The 16,910-nt window shown below is 37.0% G+C and carries 12 protein-coding genes and 1 pseudogene; 11 read left to right on the plus strand and 2 right to left on the minus strand.

The window, feature by feature from the left end:
* Positions 1-15: 15 nt before the first annotated feature.
* The 6 genes from DCC39_RS11125 to DCC39_RS11150 all read left to right on the plus strand — a co-directional run bounded on the left by DCC39_RS11125 (position 16) and on the right by DCC39_RS11150 (position 9,499).
* Complete coding sequence (locus DCC39_RS11125) at positions 16-1,293, plus strand: TRAP transporter large permease (RefSeq protein ID WP_116554980.1); 1,278 nt, start codon at positions 16-18, stop codon at positions 1,291-1,293.
* Positions 1,294-1,417: 124 nt separating this feature from the next.
* Positions 1,418-2,500 carry a TRAP transporter substrate-binding protein gene (locus tag DCC39_RS11130; protein WP_116554981.1) on the plus strand — a complete coding sequence of 361 codons (1,083 nt, stop codon included), beginning with the start codon at positions 1,418-1,420 and terminating at the stop codon, positions 2,498-2,500.
* A gap of 142 nt (positions 2,501-2,642) precedes the next feature.
* Positions 2,643-4,757, plus strand: a complete 2,115-nt coding sequence (locus tag DCC39_RS11135) for an acetate--CoA ligase family protein (protein ID WP_116554982.1) — start codon at positions 2,643-2,645, stop codon at positions 4,755-4,757.
* Between the two features lie 124 nt (positions 4,758-4,881).
* Entirely contained in the window at positions 4,882-5,934 is a 1,053-nt protein-coding gene (locus DCC39_RS11140; RefSeq protein ID WP_116554983.1) for a zinc-dependent alcohol dehydrogenase family protein, read from the plus strand.
* 50 nt (positions 5,935-5,984) lie between these two features.
* The gene (locus DCC39_RS11145; RefSeq protein ID WP_116554984.1) at positions 5,985-7,466 is read left to right on the plus strand and encodes an aldehyde dehydrogenase family protein; all 1,482 of its coding nucleotides are present in this window, start codon (positions 5,985-5,987) and stop codon (positions 7,464-7,466) included.
* Positions 7,467-7,636: 170 nt separating this feature from the next.
* On the plus strand, positions 7,637-9,499 hold the full coding sequence (locus DCC39_RS11150; protein WP_165820845.1) for an alkyl/aryl-sulfatase: 1,863 nt from the start codon (positions 7,637-7,639) through the stop codon (positions 9,497-9,499).
* A gap of 367 nt (positions 9,500-9,866) precedes the next feature.
* Here the strand turns inward: DCC39_RS11150 and DCC39_RS11155 are convergent, their stop codons facing one another.
* Positions 9,867-10,643, minus strand: coding sequence for a GntR family transcriptional regulator (locus DCC39_RS11155; RefSeq protein WP_116554986.1), 777 nt, complete (start codon positions 10,641-10,643; stop codon positions 9,867-9,869).
* 65 nt (positions 10,644-10,708) lie between these two features.
* A pseudogene (locus DCC39_RS11160) lies at positions 10,709-11,003 on the minus strand (IS4 family transposase); the annotation flags it as partial.
* A gap of 248 nt (positions 11,004-11,251) precedes the next feature.
* On the opposite strand from DCC39_RS11160, the gene DCC39_RS11165 reads away from it, so the two are divergent.
* The 5 genes from DCC39_RS11165 to DCC39_RS11185 all read left to right on the plus strand — a co-directional run bounded on the left by DCC39_RS11165 (position 11,252) and on the right by DCC39_RS11185 (position 16,822).
* Positions 11,252-11,986 (plus strand): CPBP family intramembrane glutamic endopeptidase, encoded by a 735-nt coding sequence (locus DCC39_RS11165; RefSeq protein WP_116554987.1) that lies wholly within the window; start codon positions 11,252-11,254, stop codon positions 11,984-11,986.
* Positions 11,987-12,296: 310 nt separating this feature from the next.
* The gene (locus DCC39_RS11170) at positions 12,297-12,890 is read left to right on the plus strand and encodes a TetR/AcrR family transcriptional regulator (RefSeq protein WP_240613612.1); all 594 of its coding nucleotides are present in this window, start codon (positions 12,297-12,299) and stop codon (positions 12,888-12,890) included.
* Entirely contained in the window at positions 12,890-13,666 is a 777-nt protein-coding gene (locus tag DCC39_RS11175; RefSeq protein ID WP_240613613.1) for a crotonase/enoyl-CoA hydratase family protein, read from the plus strand. The genes DCC39_RS11170 and DCC39_RS11175 overlap by 1 nt, the downstream gene beginning before the upstream one ends.
* A gap of 18 nt (positions 13,667-13,684) precedes the next feature.
* Entirely contained in the window at positions 13,685-15,229 is a 1,545-nt protein-coding gene (locus tag DCC39_RS11180) for a class I adenylate-forming enzyme family protein (RefSeq protein ID WP_116554988.1), read from the plus strand.
* Positions 15,230-15,250: 21 nt separating this feature from the next.
* Complete coding sequence (locus tag DCC39_RS11185) at positions 15,251-16,822, plus strand: class I adenylate-forming enzyme family protein (RefSeq protein ID WP_116554989.1); 1,572 nt, start codon at positions 15,251-15,253, stop codon at positions 16,820-16,822.
* The last annotated feature ends 88 nt before the right edge of the window (positions 16,823-16,910 follow it).

The following is a 16,910-nucleotide window of genomic DNA, read 5'->3' on the forward strand; positions in this document are numbered from 1 at the left end:
ATAAGGGGGGTCTCTATGCTAGTTTTAAGTTTAGTTCTGCTAATGTTGCTGTTGTTATTTATAGGCATGCCTATCGGATTCACACTTATTGTTGTTGGTTCCCTAGGAATTTATATGGTTGGGGGCGTTACCGCATTTAATGGAATTTTATCCACATCTGCTTTCAGTAGTGTTAACGGCTTTAGTTTAACAACGATACCTTTATTTATACTTATGGCTCATTTCATTTCTAAAAGTAATATAGCTAAAGATTTATATGATTGTCTACTTAAATGGATTGGACATATACCAGGCGGAGTAGGAATATCAACAGTATTAACAAGTGCGGGATTTGGCGCTCTATCTGGTTCAAGTGTAGCTGCTACCTCGATTATGTCCAAAATTACAATTCCGGAAATGGTTAAAGCCAAATATAAGGATACATTTGCCGCAGGTCTAGTTGCTTCATCAACTGGAACCCTGGCAGTTATGATTCCACCTAGTATTCCTTTAATCCTATACGCAGTCCAAACAGAAACCTCTATAGGAAAACTTTTGATTGCTGGGGTTTTGCCAGGAATATTACTTGCTTTGCTTTTATCGATTTTTATTATTTTTACTTCTATTAAATTGAATAACAAAACTAATAAACATCCTTGGAATGAAAAATGGTCATCCTTACGGACAATTTGGCCCATGATGTTGCTTGTTGTGTTTGTTTTGGCTGTTATTTATTTTGGTATTGCAACGTCAACAGAAGCAGCAGCTTTCGGTGCCTTTGGGGCATTGTTAGTAGGCCTCATCTTAAGAAGGCTCAATTTGAAATCTATTATTGAGTCGTTTATCGAAGCAACTGAACAGACCGCAATGATTTTTACGATCGTTGTTGGAGGCCATATTTTTGCATATTTCATTACTATATCAGGGGTAGGTCAAAGTCTTATTACATCTATTTCTGAAAGCGGTTTATCAAAATGGACAATTCTGGCTTTAATCGTTCTTTTTTATCTTATACTTGGTTTATTTATGGATTTGTTTGGTTCTCTTATTTTAACCTTGCCATTAACATTTCCTATAATGATGAGTTTAGGTTTCAGTGAAATTTGGTTTGGCGTGATTGTCGTACTTCTATTAGAAATCGGATTAGTGACCCCGCCAGTGGGAATTAACCTTTTTATTACAAGTAGGTATACGGGAATTTCTGTACAAAGAGTATTTTACGGCACGATACCGTTTATTGGTATTTTACTGCTTACGATTTTAATTTTAATCATTTTCCCGCAGATCGTAACGTTTTTACCAAATAATATGTAGTTCTGGATTTAAGGGGGTGAAATAGATTATACATCACTTAGTTTAAAGCGACATTAACTTATAACTATTTAGAAAAAGGAAAAATTAACTCTATTTTAAACAATTCTAGGGGGCATGAGTAACAATGAAATTAAAACAATTATTTCTTTACACGGTAATAATCGCAGTTTTTTCTTTCATTACTGTTGGATGCAGTTCAAGTTCTTCGGATAAAGAGAATGAAAAGAAAAGCAACTCAAATAAAAATGATTCTGAAACAATTACTTTAAAAGTAACCAATTTTTTGGCAAACACTGCACCTCTTTCTAAATATGGTGTTCAGCCTTGGATGGAAAGAGTAACAGAATTAACTGATGGTAAAGTGCAATTTGAGTATTATCCTGGAGAACAATTAGGAAAAGCGGCAGATCAGTACAAGTTAGTAAAAGATGGTGTCGCAGACATTGGATTTACATTGGTCAATTATAATTCTGATATTTTTCCAATAAGTAACATGCTTTCAGCAATGCCAAGGATTAATAAATCTTCACTACAAGGGACATTAGCTTATAAAGATTTACTCGAGGAAAGCCCCGTTCTGTTGGAAACGGATTACTTAAAAAATGGTGTAAGGCCATTATATGCTAATGTTTCACCGGCCTATGAACTTTGGTCAGTAAAAAAAGAAATAAAAACTCCAGAAGATTTAAAAGGACTCAAGATTAGAACTGGAGGCGGAATTGAAAACGAAATATTTGAATTTGTGGGAGCAGCACCTGTATCAATTGCTTTTCCAGATTTGTATGAATCGACGGAAAGGGGCATTGTTGATGCAGTTTCACTCTTTCCGGTTGCAGTTAATACATCAGGTATTGATGAAATTGTAAAATTTGGAACAGAAATATTTTGGGTTACGGCGGTTTACCCACTAATTATTAACGAAAAAACTTGGGATAAATTGCCTGACGATGTTAAAGAAGCAATTTCACAAGCGAATGAGGAAGTTGCAGTACAACTTGCAAAAACACAAGATGAAAATACGAAGGAAATTGTTAAAGAAATATCAAAAAACGCAACTATATCAAAATTGACAGAAGATGAACAACAAAAATGGGATAATATTTCTGAAGAATTTCAAAAAAAATGGTTAAAAGATAACGAATCAAAAGGATTACCTTATGGTGAGGTATTAAATATGTATAAAGAACTCTCAAAAAAACATGAGTAAGTCGCTAATCTTAAAGTATAGCTAAAAAGAAATAAACCTTACCTAGAGTTTTAAAAATTCAAGAACTTATTATCGAAGGAATAGATTTTCCATCATTCCTTCGGTGTTCTTTATACTTAGTTTAAATAATTGAGGTGCCATAATGAGAAAAATAATTGACTTAAATCCCATGTTTCATCCTAAATCTATTGCAATCATTGGAGCATCGGGAGGAAAAGGTAAAATTGGAGCTATTCCTTTACAAAATTTAAAATCCTGTGGGTATGAAGGCGATGTATACCCGGTTAACCCTAACTATAATGAAATAAACGGATATAAATGTTACCACAACATTGAGAGTTTACCAAAAAACATTGATCTTGCTATTGTTTCAGTTGGAGCTCAAAACGTATTGCCATCGTTGGAAAAGTTAGCTGAACGAGAAATCAAAAGTGCTGTTGTATTTAGTTCAGGTTTTTCAGAAGCTGGTGAAGAGGGGAAAAAGTTACAGCAAAAATTAACACATTTTTCAAGGCGTTTTAAAATACCAGTTTGTGGTCCAAACTCAATTGGTTTATTTAACTTAAGTAATGGTGCAATGGCAACGTTCGCAAAACTTAAGTTTACACAGCGTGATCCTGTTGGATTTATCACACAAAGCGGTGCTTTCGGTACCTTTACTTATGAATTGGCTAAAGAAATGGGATTAGGCTATGAATATTTTGTATCGACAGGGAATGAAGCTGCAATTGATTTCTTTGATTATGTAGACTTTTTTGCAAAGCAAGAAAACTTAAAAGTTATCGGAGGATATATTGAAGGCGCGAGAGACCTTGAAAAAATGGAGAGTGCCATTGAGAGTGCTCAGGAAAACAATAAACCACTTGTGATGATGAAAGTTGGAAATTCAAAAAAAGGCGCTGAAGCAGCCGCTTCACATACTTCCTCTTTAGCTGGTAATCAATCTGTGTATGAAAGCTTCTTTAGGCAAAAGAATGTTGTACAAGTGTCTGATGAAGAGGAATTATTAGATACTTTAACGATCTTTACTAAGGCAAAGGCTTCTCGTGAAAGAGGGGGATTAGGTATTGTGACTCTTTCAGGGGGATCTGGAATTATAATGGCTGACAAATGTGAAGAGTATGGTGTTAAGCTTGCAAAGTTCATGCCTGAAACAACTTCGAAACTAACAGAATTGTTACCTTCATTTGCATCGGTGAAAAATCCAGTTGATGTAACGGCACAGGCGTTTCATGAATTAGACAAATTTTTAGCATCTCTTAATGTATTATTAGAAGATAAAAATGTAGAGACTGTTATATTTTATATGCAAATTGGACATCATTTAGCCCCTCAGCTTGTTCCGGGATTAATTGAGATTTCCAAACAAACTAATAAAACTTTAGTGGTTTGTTGGACAGGTGCTTCTAAGGAGACGAAAGATGCGTTAATATCCGGCGGTGTATGTTGGTTGCCCACTCCAAGTCGTGCAATTAAAGCAGTAAAAAATTTTATGCAATACCAGAAAAACAGAGAAACTTTGGTACAACATGAAGTAAATAGTTGTGAACCACAACAAAAAGAAGTAGGGCCTATTCAAGGAGTTGTCACTGAATTTCTTGGAAAACAAATGATTTCAAAGTATGGTATTTCAATCCCAAAAGGAAAACTTGCAAAATCGGCTGTTGAGGCGGTTCAAGTTGCTGAGGAAATTGGCTATCCTGTCGTTTTAAAAGTAATATCAAATGATTTTACTCACAAAAGTGATGTGGGCGGGGTAATAATTAATCTCAAGTCTAAAAAAGAAGTGAATGAATCCTATCATGAAATTATAAAAAAATGCTATGATAGCAACCCTTCGGCAAAAATTGATGGGATATTAGTAGAAAAAATGAGTGAACGAGGAACAGAAGTGTTTATTGGTTGTTTCCAAGATCCATTATTTGGACCCTGCATCATGTTTGGATTAGGTGGAATTTATGTCGAAATTCTAAAAGATGTAGCTGTTAGGAAGGCGCCATTGACACGTAAGGATGCAATCGAGATGATTAAAAGCATTCAGGGATATAAGATTTTAGAAGGTATAAGAGGACAGAAACCATCAGATATTGAGGCACTTGTTTCGACACTAGTACATGTCTCAGACTTTTGTTGGGATCACAGAAATGACTTAAAAGAATTGGATATAAACCCTTTAATTGTTTATGAAGAAGGGAAGGGTGTTTTGGCTTTAGACACCTTAATCATAGGAAAGGCATTAGAACCGTCCAATGTTTAATGTCAGTGTATGAAATGGGAATCGGAATCATAATAGGATGTAGAGTTTATAAAATGATTTTATAGATTAAAAGAAATCTTTTTCCAATTGACATAGGTTTTTTAAACCCAAGGAGGATATATTTATGAAAGCAGCAGTAATGGAGCAAATAAAAAAACCTTTAGTTGTTCGACAGGTCGAAGATCCTACAATTGATGAGAACGGTGCGATTATTCGTGTGATGGCAAATGGAATTTGTCGTTCAGATTGGCATGCGTGGATGGGTGATCTTACGTGGGTTGGGATAAAAGTAGAGATGCCATGGGTGATGGGGCATGAGTTTACTGGTGTAGTTGAGGAAGTAGGAAAGAACATCAAAAATTTCAAAAAAGGAGATCGTGTCATTGTTCCGTTTACTCAAGGTGACGGTACTTGTGAACAATGCTTGTCAGGCCATCAGAACATTTGCGATAACATTCAAATGCCTGGTTTTTCATATTGGGGGGGCTTCGGAGAATATACAGCTGTTCCAAATGCAGATTTGAACTTGGTCAAGTTGCCTGATGCCGTAGGCTTTGAAGAAGGTGCAAGTATTGGTTGCCGGTTTATGACATCATTTCATGCTATTACCGAACAGGCTAAAGTTAAACCAGGGGAATGGGTGGCTGTTTATGGAGCTGGTGGTATCGGTTTAGCAGCCATGCACATTGCAAGCGCTGCAGGTGCGAATGTGATTGCCATCGATATTGCACAAGACAAACTCGATTTCGCTAAGTCTGTTGGAGCGGACGTCACAATTAACAGCAAAGAAACAAATCCTTGGAAAGAGGTTAGACAGATTACAAAAGGCGGTGCGCACGTTTCTATTGATGCTCTCGGTATTTCTGAAACAATTTTAAATTCGGTGAATTCCCTTCGAAAGCGGGGTCGCCATATTCAAATCGGGATGACATCAAGTGCCGAGAAAGGAATGGTGTCCGTACCTACAGATCTTATTACAGCCAAGGAACTGCATTTTATTGGTTCATTTGGTATGCAGGCACCAAATTATCCGGCTATGTTACAAATGATTAGTACGGGTAAACTCAATCCTAGTAAATTAGTCACGGATCTTGTTTCCATCGAAGAAGTTAGTGGTATCCTCGAAAAGATGGGAAATTATAACACACTTGGTGTAACAGTTGTGAACAAATGGTAAATCAAAACTTTAATTTAAATTAACTTCTGAGAGGGAATGAGGGAATTACGATGGAACAAACTATTGAACTTAGTCCAAAAGTTGCGAGGTTTTTGCAAGGTAATAAAAAGTTGTTTATAAACGGACAATGGGTTGAATCGGTTAGCGGCAAAACTTTTGAGACAAAAAACCCAGCAACAAACGAAGTATTAGCGAATGTATATGAAGCAGGTAAAGAAGAGGTAAATCGCGCGGTTGAAGCCGCCAGAGAAGCCTTTGATAACGGGCCATGGTCAAAAATCAATGCTTCTGATCGCAGTCGACTTATTTACAAGCTTGCGGATTTAATGGAGAAAAATGCTGAAGAGCTTGCACAACTTGATACTCTTGATAACGGTAAACCTATTAAAGAAACAAGGTACGTAGATATCCCTACTGCCATAGAGCACTTTCGGTATTTTGCAGGATGGTCTACAAAAGTTGTTGGACAAACAATACCAGTAAGAGGGAATTTCTTTAATTACACAAGGCATGAGCCTGTCGGGGTTGTTGGTCAAATCATTCCGTGGAATTTCCCTTTACTTATGGCAGCTTGGAAGCTTGGAGCCGCTCTTGCGACGGGCTGTACTGTGGTATTGAAGCCCGCAGAACAAACACCGTTATCTGTAATCTATCTTGCTGAGTTGATCCAAGAGGCTGGGTTCCCAGATGGGGTTGTAAATATTGTTCAAGGATTTGGGGCTACAACTGGTGAAGCTCTTATAACGCATGAAAAGGTAAATAAAATTGCATTTACAGGTTCAACAAATGTTGGAAAACACATCATGCGCAGAGCTGCAGATACAGTAAAAAGAGTGACTCTGGAATTAGGCGGTAAATCGCCCAACATTATTCTCCCTGACGCTAATTTGTCCAGAGCGATCCCAGGTTCACTTATGGGTATTATGTTTAATCAAGGTCAAGTATGTTGCGCAGGTTCTCGTCTTTTTATTCAAAAAAAGGTCTATGACAACGTTTTATCTGATCTAGTTTCCTATGCAAAAAGAATTAAACTTGGACCGGGTATGGACAGTGATACTCAGATGGGCCCCTTAGTTTCTGAAAAACAGCAATCAGAAGTTATGAGCTATATTCATAAAGGCCAGGAAGAAGGCGCGGAGATGTTGACTGGCGGAAATGAGCCCTTTGATAGAGGTTATTTTGTTGAACCAACGATTTTTTCTGCAGTTGATGACAATATGACAATTGCAAGGGAAGAAATATTTGGTCCAGTAGTTGCAGCGATGCCTTTCGAAGATTTAGATGAAGTCATTAAGCGTGCAAATGATACGGCTTATGGACTAGCGGCCGGTTTGTGGACTGAAAATTTAAGAAATGCTCACTATGTTGCTAGCAAACTTCAAGCAGGTACCGTTTGGGTTAATTGTTATAATGTTCTAGATGCAGCGTCACCATTCGGTGGTTTTAAACAATCTGGAAGCGGACGTGAGATGGGTTCTTATGCACTTGATAATTATACTGAAGTGAAAAGTGTTTTTATTAATTTAAAATAATCGGATCTTGGTCAAGAGTAAAGATGTTAAGTAGTTTGCATGCTATCAGATGAGCATAAAGAGAGAGTAACGGCTTTCGTTAAAAAAAGTTTCGTTAAAAAAGTTAGGAAAAAATTCAGGTTATGCGACTCAATAGCTATCCCAAAAAACATTTTAGGAGGATTGTAAAAATGACAAGCCAATCAACAGATGCTACCTCTTTTACAAAGGACGTACATGAAAAGTTTATGGAGTATCTTAATTTTGAAGACAAACAGGATTTTGAAGATGCAGATAGAGGCTTAATTGCTTCATATGAAAATAGGATAGAAAATTTAAATGTAAATGATAGAACATCACCTGAAACAGTCAATCCAAGTTTATGGAGAAATGTGCAATTACAAGCAAAATCAGGTTTATTTAAAGTAGTTGATGGTATTTATCAAGTTCGCGGGCTTTCAATTGCGACGACAGTCTTTGTAGAAGGAAAAAATGGGGTCATCGTAATTGATACGTCATCTGGATTACGAACAGCAAAAGAAGCTATTGAGTTATATTATAACCATAGACCTAAAAAGCCAGTGACCGCGATTATTATTAGTCAAAGTCATGCCGATCATTATGGTGGCACGAAGGCAATCCTTGAGTATGCAGAGGATCCTAACATTCCAATTATTGTTCCAGAGCATTTTGCTAAAGAGGCGTTCAGTGAAAATGTTTTGTTGGGACCAATTATGGGTCGACGTGCAGTTTATCAGTTTGGCCATGGTTTACCTGTTGGTGATAAAGGATTTTTATCAACAGGCATTGGTTCCATTTTCGGTTCAAGTAGTGCACCATATGGTTTTGAAATGCCAACAATTGAAATAAAAAATGAATTTGAAACAATGGAAGTTGATGGGGTAACATTCCAATTTCTATTGGCTCCAAATACTGAAGCACCTGTTGAAATGCATTTTTATATTCAAGATTATAAAGCGCTATTTGTATCAGAAAATGCAAATAAAACGATGCATCAAATTTATACGATTAGAGGGGCAAAAACCCGAGACACTTTAGAATGGGTTAAAGCAATTGACAAAACAATTGATTTATTCGGAGACAAAGAGCTTGATGCTTTAATAATGATACACGCTTGGCCGGTATGGGGCAAAGAGCGAGCGATAGAACATTTGAAATTGCAACGTGATTTATACAAATACATTCATGACCAAACAGTTCGTTTAGTGAATCATGGGTATACGATGGAAGAGATTGCAGAAATGCTTAAACTTCCAGATTCACTGGGTAAATACTGGGGAAATCGAGAATATTATGGAACTGTAAAACATAATTCCAAAGGAGTTTATAATTTTTACTTAGGATATTATAGCGGACATCCATCTGATTTAGATGCACTTCCTCAGATTGAATCGGGTCAAAAGTATTTGCAGTATATGGGTGGCGCAGCTAACGTTATAAAACAAGCGAAGGCAGATTACGAAAATGGCGAATATCGTTGGGTCGCTCAAGTTTTAAAACATGTAGTCATGGCCGACCCAAATAATACGGAAGCAAAAAATTTATTGGCTGACACTTATGAACAATTAGGGTATCAAGCCGAATCAGCTAACTGGAGAAACACTTATCTTATGGGGGCATTAGAATTAAGGAATGGATTACGTAAAAAAGCACCTGCTCCAAAAGAAATGCCAGAGATGGTACAAAGAATGCCTTTTGATGAATTTTGTAAGTTGCTTGCCGTTAGGCTAAACGGACCGAAAGCTGAAGGGGTAAAAATCACCATTAATGTATCCCTATCAGATTTGGAAGACCAATATACGATTTACCTAGAAAATTCTGTATTGAATAAGAAAAATAAGTTAGATGTTAACCCAGATGTTTCATTAACAACTGATAAAGTTACATTCTATGAAATTACTGCTGGAGGCCTAGATCTCGACCAAGCCCAAGCTTCTGACAAATTGAAACTATCTGGAGATGAAAATAAATTCAATGAATTTTTAGCACTTTTGGATAACTTTGATCATCCTATTAACATTGTAACCCCATAATTTTTTAAAACTATTTTAAAAATGAAAAAGCAAAAGATTGAGTTGGGGAATCTTTCAAGTATAACATTTTAATGTGAGAAAGATATCCCCAACATTTTTTCTATCGATCTTAAGAAGAATTTCCTATAGCAGATATGTTACTGGGGGTAATTGAATAAATACAGCTTCATTTAAAGGATTTCAAATGGGTGAGTTTGCAGGTACTACTTTTGCAAGTACTACTGTAGTAATACCAGAGGCTGTCTAGAAGTATTTAAACATGATTTTTAGTCAGCCGATACTAATGTTAGGTTTTTTTGTATCTGATAGGAAGTCATTGAATAATATACCAATAAATATTTATCATAATATCTCGATCTAAGATATATTAGCCGTTATACGAATCAAGCTTTAGTTGTAACGTATAATTTGTGCTTTCAACTGTATTTTGTTTTAAAGTAAAGAAATATTTACACCTATCACCGAGAATTATCCTCTTTTGAACGAGTTTTGCTTTTTTTTCCACAAATAAAACTCGTTCTGATAATAGAGATGGTTTTCCTGGGTGTGTATTCAAATGATTAGCTTCAAAATTATTTATTAAAATTGGTTCAATTTCTAATGTAGAATGAGTGAAATTAATATTATACTCATTCTTTATATATTCATAAAATATAGTATTTTCAATATCAACACTTAAAATATTAGGGATTAATTTTAACGGAATATAGATTGTCGATAACATTATTGGTTCTTTATCGATAGAGAAAACACCGAATAGTCTATAAATATTGTTTGATTCTTCTAAGATATTTTTAATGCGTTCAGGTGTATCTTTTTCAATACCTTGATCAATTACTTTGTATTTTGGTTGTAAACCTTGTTTTTTTGCTTGTTGAAGAAAGCTTAAATCTCCTGTTAAATCATCAAACACTTTTCTTTTAGCTACAAACGTCCCTACCCCTTGTTTCCTTTCAATCAATCCTTCAACCATTAAATCACTTAACGCTTTTCTAACGGTTGCACGACTAATATTGTAAGTTTCCATAATTTCTCTTTCTGAAGGAACCTTTTCACCTTCCTTCCAAGAACCCTCCTTTATTTTCTCTTTTAATATTTCCTTTAACTGATAGTAAAGTGGTATCACGCTTTTTTCATCTAGCATTTTATTCACTCTCGCTTTGTAAATTTATCTTAAGAACTATCTTATCAAATTTCTAATTAAATAACTCAAACTTCGCAGACTGAAATCGACAAATAAGCCTTGTATAGTTAGGCAGACCGTTAATCCATTGCTGAAGTTGACTTTTGATTAATTTTTGGGTCGTTTTATTTGACTTTTTTAGGGTATCTTTAAGAAGCTCGATTAATTGCTGTAAAGCGGCTGCCCAATCAAGTTCGTTTACTTCATCGCAAAGTCCATAGAGGATTCCACCTAAGGTAAGTTGATCTGTATGCAGCGATTCTGCCACGACAACACGATATATCTGGAAAATACAATGGTGGTGTGGCTAATGAGTAAATCTGTTTGGTAGTGTTTTCTGGACAATCACACTATACCAAAGAATGAGGTGTTTTTTGCATTTTTGATGCATTTTGTCAAGGAACATAATGAAACAACGAGTTATCAAATAAGCATAAGGCTTTAACCTAATTATTTAGGTGCGAAGTTTGAGTCATTTATTAAAAATCGGCTGTCTTCGTAAAGTTTGTTGTTTAAAAAGAGATTGTTCAAAAAAATGGTAAAATAAGTGAAGGAGGAGGGTGAATTCTATGGAGTATGGTTTTTGGTTAGTAATCATCTATGCGTTATTATATGAACCGATATTCGGATATTTTGATTTCAAAAAATTTAAAGTTGATGTAAGAGAAAATCAAAAGGCGAGGTTGAAATTTTATAAAAGTTCAATACTTGGTCTTTGGATTCCTACTGTTTTCATATTGCTGTTAGTTATTTTCACAGAACTAACTTTAAAAGATATTGGTTTGTCTGTCCCAAACATTAACATTAATATTTTAGGACCATTCGTTACCTATTCTGTATTTGCTGTTGCCTTTCTCTATTTAATTGGTATCTTGTATTATTCTATTGGCTATCAATTTAGCGATAAGATTAGGACTAAATTGGTACAAGCAAAACAGAAAGAATTGGATAATGTCAGCTTTTCAGAAATATTACCCATTACTAATAAAGAGAAAAAAATATGGAACTATGTTTCGTTAACAGCAGGAATTACTGAAGAGATTATATATAGAGGTTTTTTAATCTTTGCTTTAGCTTATTTATTCCCTGATTTCTCTATTTGGTTAATTATTATATTTTCTTCACTTTTGTTCGGATTAGCTCATACCTACCAAGGTTTCGTAACTGGAGTTTTAAGAACAACTGTTTTTGGAGTAATATTTTCTATTCTTTATATTGGAATAGGTTCAATTTTGCCACTTATCGTCTTTCATTTCTTGATAGACTATGTAGCAAAATTAGGAGAGTTAAAAGAACATAAATAAAATTAGAACGCTTGATACTTCAAGCGTTTTTTTATGCACTTCTAAGCATATCTACGGTAGTATAATTGGATTTATGACAGCACCAAATAAAAGTTGCTTTACCCGTTCTTTAAATGGCATTATATCAAGCTATTTATATTATGGCCAAATTGGCAACACAATCTATACGAAAACAGCATAAAAATTACAGCAGAACAGACTTTATAAAAAATATTGACAAAACATTCACCAAAATAATAAAATTTATATTGAACATTCATTATAAATAAAAACCGACTTTTAATGACACATATCAACAAGGAGACACAACATGCCAAAGGTAGGAATGGAAGACATTCGAAAAGGACAAGTCATCGAAGCGGCCAAGAAATGTATTGTTGATAAAGGGCTTTCTAACTTGTCGATGAAGGATATTGCAAAGGAAGCAGAAGTAAGCACAGGGATTATCTATCATTATTTTAAAAATAAAGAGGATGTCCTTTTGCAAGTTCTAAAAGAATCCTTTCGCAGTTCCCATGAACAAGTTATGGAGACGGTTGAGCCGCTTGAAACGCCGGAAGAGAAGTTAACAAAGCATTTGGAGAACATTAATTCCGTTCCGAAGGAAAATCCCGATTTTTATCTTTTGCTCATGAACTATTTAGGAGAGGCGAAGCATCATCCTGAAATCAAAAAAATCGTTGTTAAATTTTTCCGTAATTTGAAGACGTACATTGAAGAGTATTTAGGTAAAGATCTTAAATCTGACGCTCGAATGAAACACCTTCCTATCATGATTTATGCCCTTGGATTAGGTCTGGGAATAATGTGGACGATGGACAACCAATTTTATGACATAGAGGAAATGGAAACGAGCATAAAAGATTTAATTTTTAGTTATGTAAACCTAGAAAAAGGCAGGTAATGACAATGAAGGTCCTTGTCGAAAAGAAAGGAAAAGTATGCACGATTATAATTAATCGGCCAGAAGTAAGGAATGCGGTTGATCGGGAAACGGCACGGCTGCTCGCAGATGCCTTTCGAGATTTTGAAAGTGATCCCGATATGCATACCGCTGTATTGTATGGGAATGGTGGCGCTTTCTGTGCCGGTGCAGATTTGGAAGCGCTCTCAATGAATGCGGGTAATCGAATGGAAATGGACATGTCCAAAGATGGGCCGATGGGTCCTAGCAGAATGCATTTATCAAAGCCCGTTATCGCAGCGGTGTCAGGCTATGCGGTTGCGGGAGGATTGGAGCTTGCCATTTGGTGTGACTTAAGGGTAATGGAAGAGAATGCGATGTTTGGGGTGTTTTGCCGCCGCTTCGGCGTTCCTCTCGTTGACGGAGGAACGCAAAGGTTGCCTCGCTTGATTGGGATGAGCCGTGCGTTAGATCTCATTTTAACCGGCCGCCCTGTTGATGCCGAGGAAGCCTTGGCAATAGGTCTCGCTAACCGGGTTGTAAAAACTGGCACAGCAAGAGAAGAAGCTGAGAAGCTTGCCGCACAAATTGCAGAATTTCCGCAAATTTGTATGAGAAGCGACCGTGAGGCTGTTTACCGAGGATTTGATCAAGATTTTGACAAAGGGATGCAGCTCGAATTTTTGTTAGGCATGAATGTCGTGAACAGCGGGGAAACCGTGGAAGGTGCGACCCGCTTTGCCAAAGGGGAAGGAAGGCATGGAAAATTTAATTAATTTTGGGAGGGATTATAAGTGAATGCAATTGAATTAATTAAACGTGGCGCCATTTATTATCCAAATCATACAGGAGTTATTTATGAAGGAAAAAAATTAACTTTTGAGCAAGTTTATAAAAACAGCAACCGTCTGGCGAATGCACTGTTGCAGCTCGGTTTGCAAAAAGGGGATCGAGTCGCATTTTTGTTGGCAAACTCATTGCAAAGCGTAGAAATTGACTTTGCTCTTTTACTTACTGGGCTTGTCAGGGTACCATTGAATACAAGACTTTCTGAAAATGAGCACAGCCATATGATTAAGGAAACGGATGCAAAAGCGCTTCTTTTTACTGAGGAGTTTAATGAACGGGCGAATGCATTGAAGCAAAGCTGTGAAGGGCTTCGCTACTTTTGCCAAATCAATGGAACAGCAAGAGAATCATGGATGATAAACATGCCTGAATATGTGCTAGGAATGTCTGAAGATGAACCGGCAGTGAAAATCAATGAAAGTGATCTTGCAACAATTCAATATACATCTGGAACGACAGGAACATTGAAAGCTGCTGTCCATACTCAAGAAACTTGGACAGCAATATGTAACAATATTTTAACTTCGTTGGATATTCAAGAAGGGGATATTATGCTTCATGCCGCCCCGTTAACACACGCATCTGGAACTTTAGTTCTTCCTCACTGGGTTTCAGGAGCGGCAAATTCGATTTTATCCGGCTTTAATCCAAAAGAATATCTTGAGGTGATTCATAATGAGAAACCGACGACATTAAACCTTGTTCCGACAATGATCGTGATGCTTTTATCACAGCCGGATGTCGAGCAATATTCCTTTGAATCAGTAAGAAACATCATCTATGGTGCTTCACCAATGCCAAGAGAAGCGTTAAGGCGTGGTCTCAAGCTATGGGGACCAAAGTTTGTTCAATATTATGGCCAAACGGAAGCTCCGCTCATTCTATCGATTTTAAATAAACAGGATCATCTCGGGGAAGGTCCTGAAGCAGAAGAGAGACTGTTATCATGCGGACGGCCAGTTCCTACTGCATCTGTCAAAATTGTAGACGAGAACGATCAGGAAGTTCCAACAAGAACGATTGGAGAAATTGCTGTAAAATCGACTCAAATGATGGTTGGCTACTGGAAAGAACCTGAGTTAACAAGGGAAACAATCAAAGATGGATGGATTTACACGCGGGATATGGGCTATCTGGATGAACGTGGTTATTTATTTCTAGTCGACAGAAAATCAGACATGATTATTACTGGTGGTTTTAATGTTTATCCGCGTGAAGTGGAAGAGGTGCTTTATCAGCATCCGGCTGTGGTGGAAGCTGCGGTTATTGGCGTTCCTGATGAGAAATGGGTTGAAGCGATTAAGGCTTTCGTTGTTATTCGTTCAGGCCAAACTGTGAGCGAAGAAAAAATTATTCAATTTTGTAAAGAAAGACTTGCATCGTATAAAAAGCCTTCATCAGTTGAATTTATTGAAGAACTTCCAAAAAGTGCAGTTGGAAAAGTGGTTCGCCGTGTTCTAAGGGAACCTTATTGGGAAAGGAAAATTTAAAAAAGTGAGGAAGGGTGTCCAATGAATCAACAATCTACCATTTATTCAAACAATATTGTAAGCAGTATAAAGATGAACTCCGTTAAATTTGCTGAAAGGAAAGCGCTCATTTGCGGGGACCAGTCTGTTAGCTGGGCAGAGATGTGGAGCAGAACAAATCAGTTAGGCCAGGCACTATGCTCCCTAGGCGTACAAAAAGGCGATCGAGTTGCCCTCATTTTAAATAACTGCATCGAGTTTTCTGAATCATTTGTAATGTGTGCGAAATTTGGCTTTATAGTTACTCCGATGAATCGAAATCTTAAAGCGAAAGAACTGGCATATCATTTGCAAGACAGCGGAGCTAAAGTTGTGATTACAAATCCAGAGTATGCAGCAGCATTGCAATCTGTAAGAAATGAATTGCCATCGTTAGAACAGATGGTGGTTACCGGGACAGCTGCTGGGCAAGGTGATCATGCATATGAACAATTAATAAATGAGGGAGCAGACAAAGATCCCGATGTAGAGATTTCACCTGATGATATTCAAATGATTCTCTACACTTCAGGAACGACAGGCCGACCGAAAGGCGGTATTCGCGGCTACAAAGAAAACTACCATACAGGAGTCGGCGTTTGTATCGAATGGAAGATCCGTTCGGGAGATGTGCAATTAGCGATCACCCCTCTCTATCATGCAGCCCCAATCGCATGGTTTATTGCGACGATGATAACAGGCGGAACTTATGTCATATTGCCGCAGTTTAATCCAGAGGCTGTCTTTGTGGAAATTGAAAAACATAAAGTAAATTGGCTGATGGCGGTGCCTGTCATGTTTGATCATTTAATTGCTTTTTCTGAAAAAAAGCTGGCAGGCTATGATTTAAGCTCTCTTAGAACATTGATATCAGGGGGAGCACCTCTCCATACAAGAACAAAGGTTGGCATCAAGCGAGCATTTAGCGATAGTGAGCTTTATGAATTCTACGGAAGTACAGAACTCGGTGTCTCCACGAGCCTGAGAGATGAAGATCAACTCAGAAAGGAACGATGTGTAGGGCTGCCCATGCCAGATGTAGAATTAAGCATACGCAATGACGAAGGCGATGAAGTTCAACAAGGGGAGATCGGCCTGCTCTATTCACGTGGCCTAAGCGGTTTCAGAGGGTATTGGAACGCGCCTGAAAAAACGGAAGAAGCATTTCTTGAAGGTGGCTGGGCAACGGTTGGTGATATGGCTCGCCAAGATGATGAAGGCTATTACTATATTGTCGATCGAAAGAAAGATATGATTATTACTGGCGGCGTTAATGTCTATCCTGTGGAAATTGAAGAAATCATTCATGAAATGGAAGAAGTGCAGGATGTCGCTGTAATCGGCGTGCCAGATCCAAAATGGGGAGAGGCTGTCAAAGCAATTATTGTACTACATCCAAACGAAACAATTGATGAGAACGATGTGATTGTTTTTTGCAAAAAACGCTTAGCATCATTTAAAGTCCCTAAATCTGTTGACTTTGTTTCATCAATTCCTCGAACGCAATCCGGGAAAATTTTAAAAGGGGAATTACGCAAAGCTTATTGGAGTGATAGTGATTTTCAAATCTCTTAATTGTAGATTGAGAACAAAATTTAAAATAAAAGAACAAGTGCAGGATATCAATCTAACTAGATTACAGGCATTGATTTTTAAGGTATTG

It is taken from the genome of Pueribacillus theae (assembly GCF_003097615.1).
GTDB lineage: Bacteria > Bacillota > Bacilli > Bacillales > UBA6769 > Pueribacillus > Pueribacillus theae.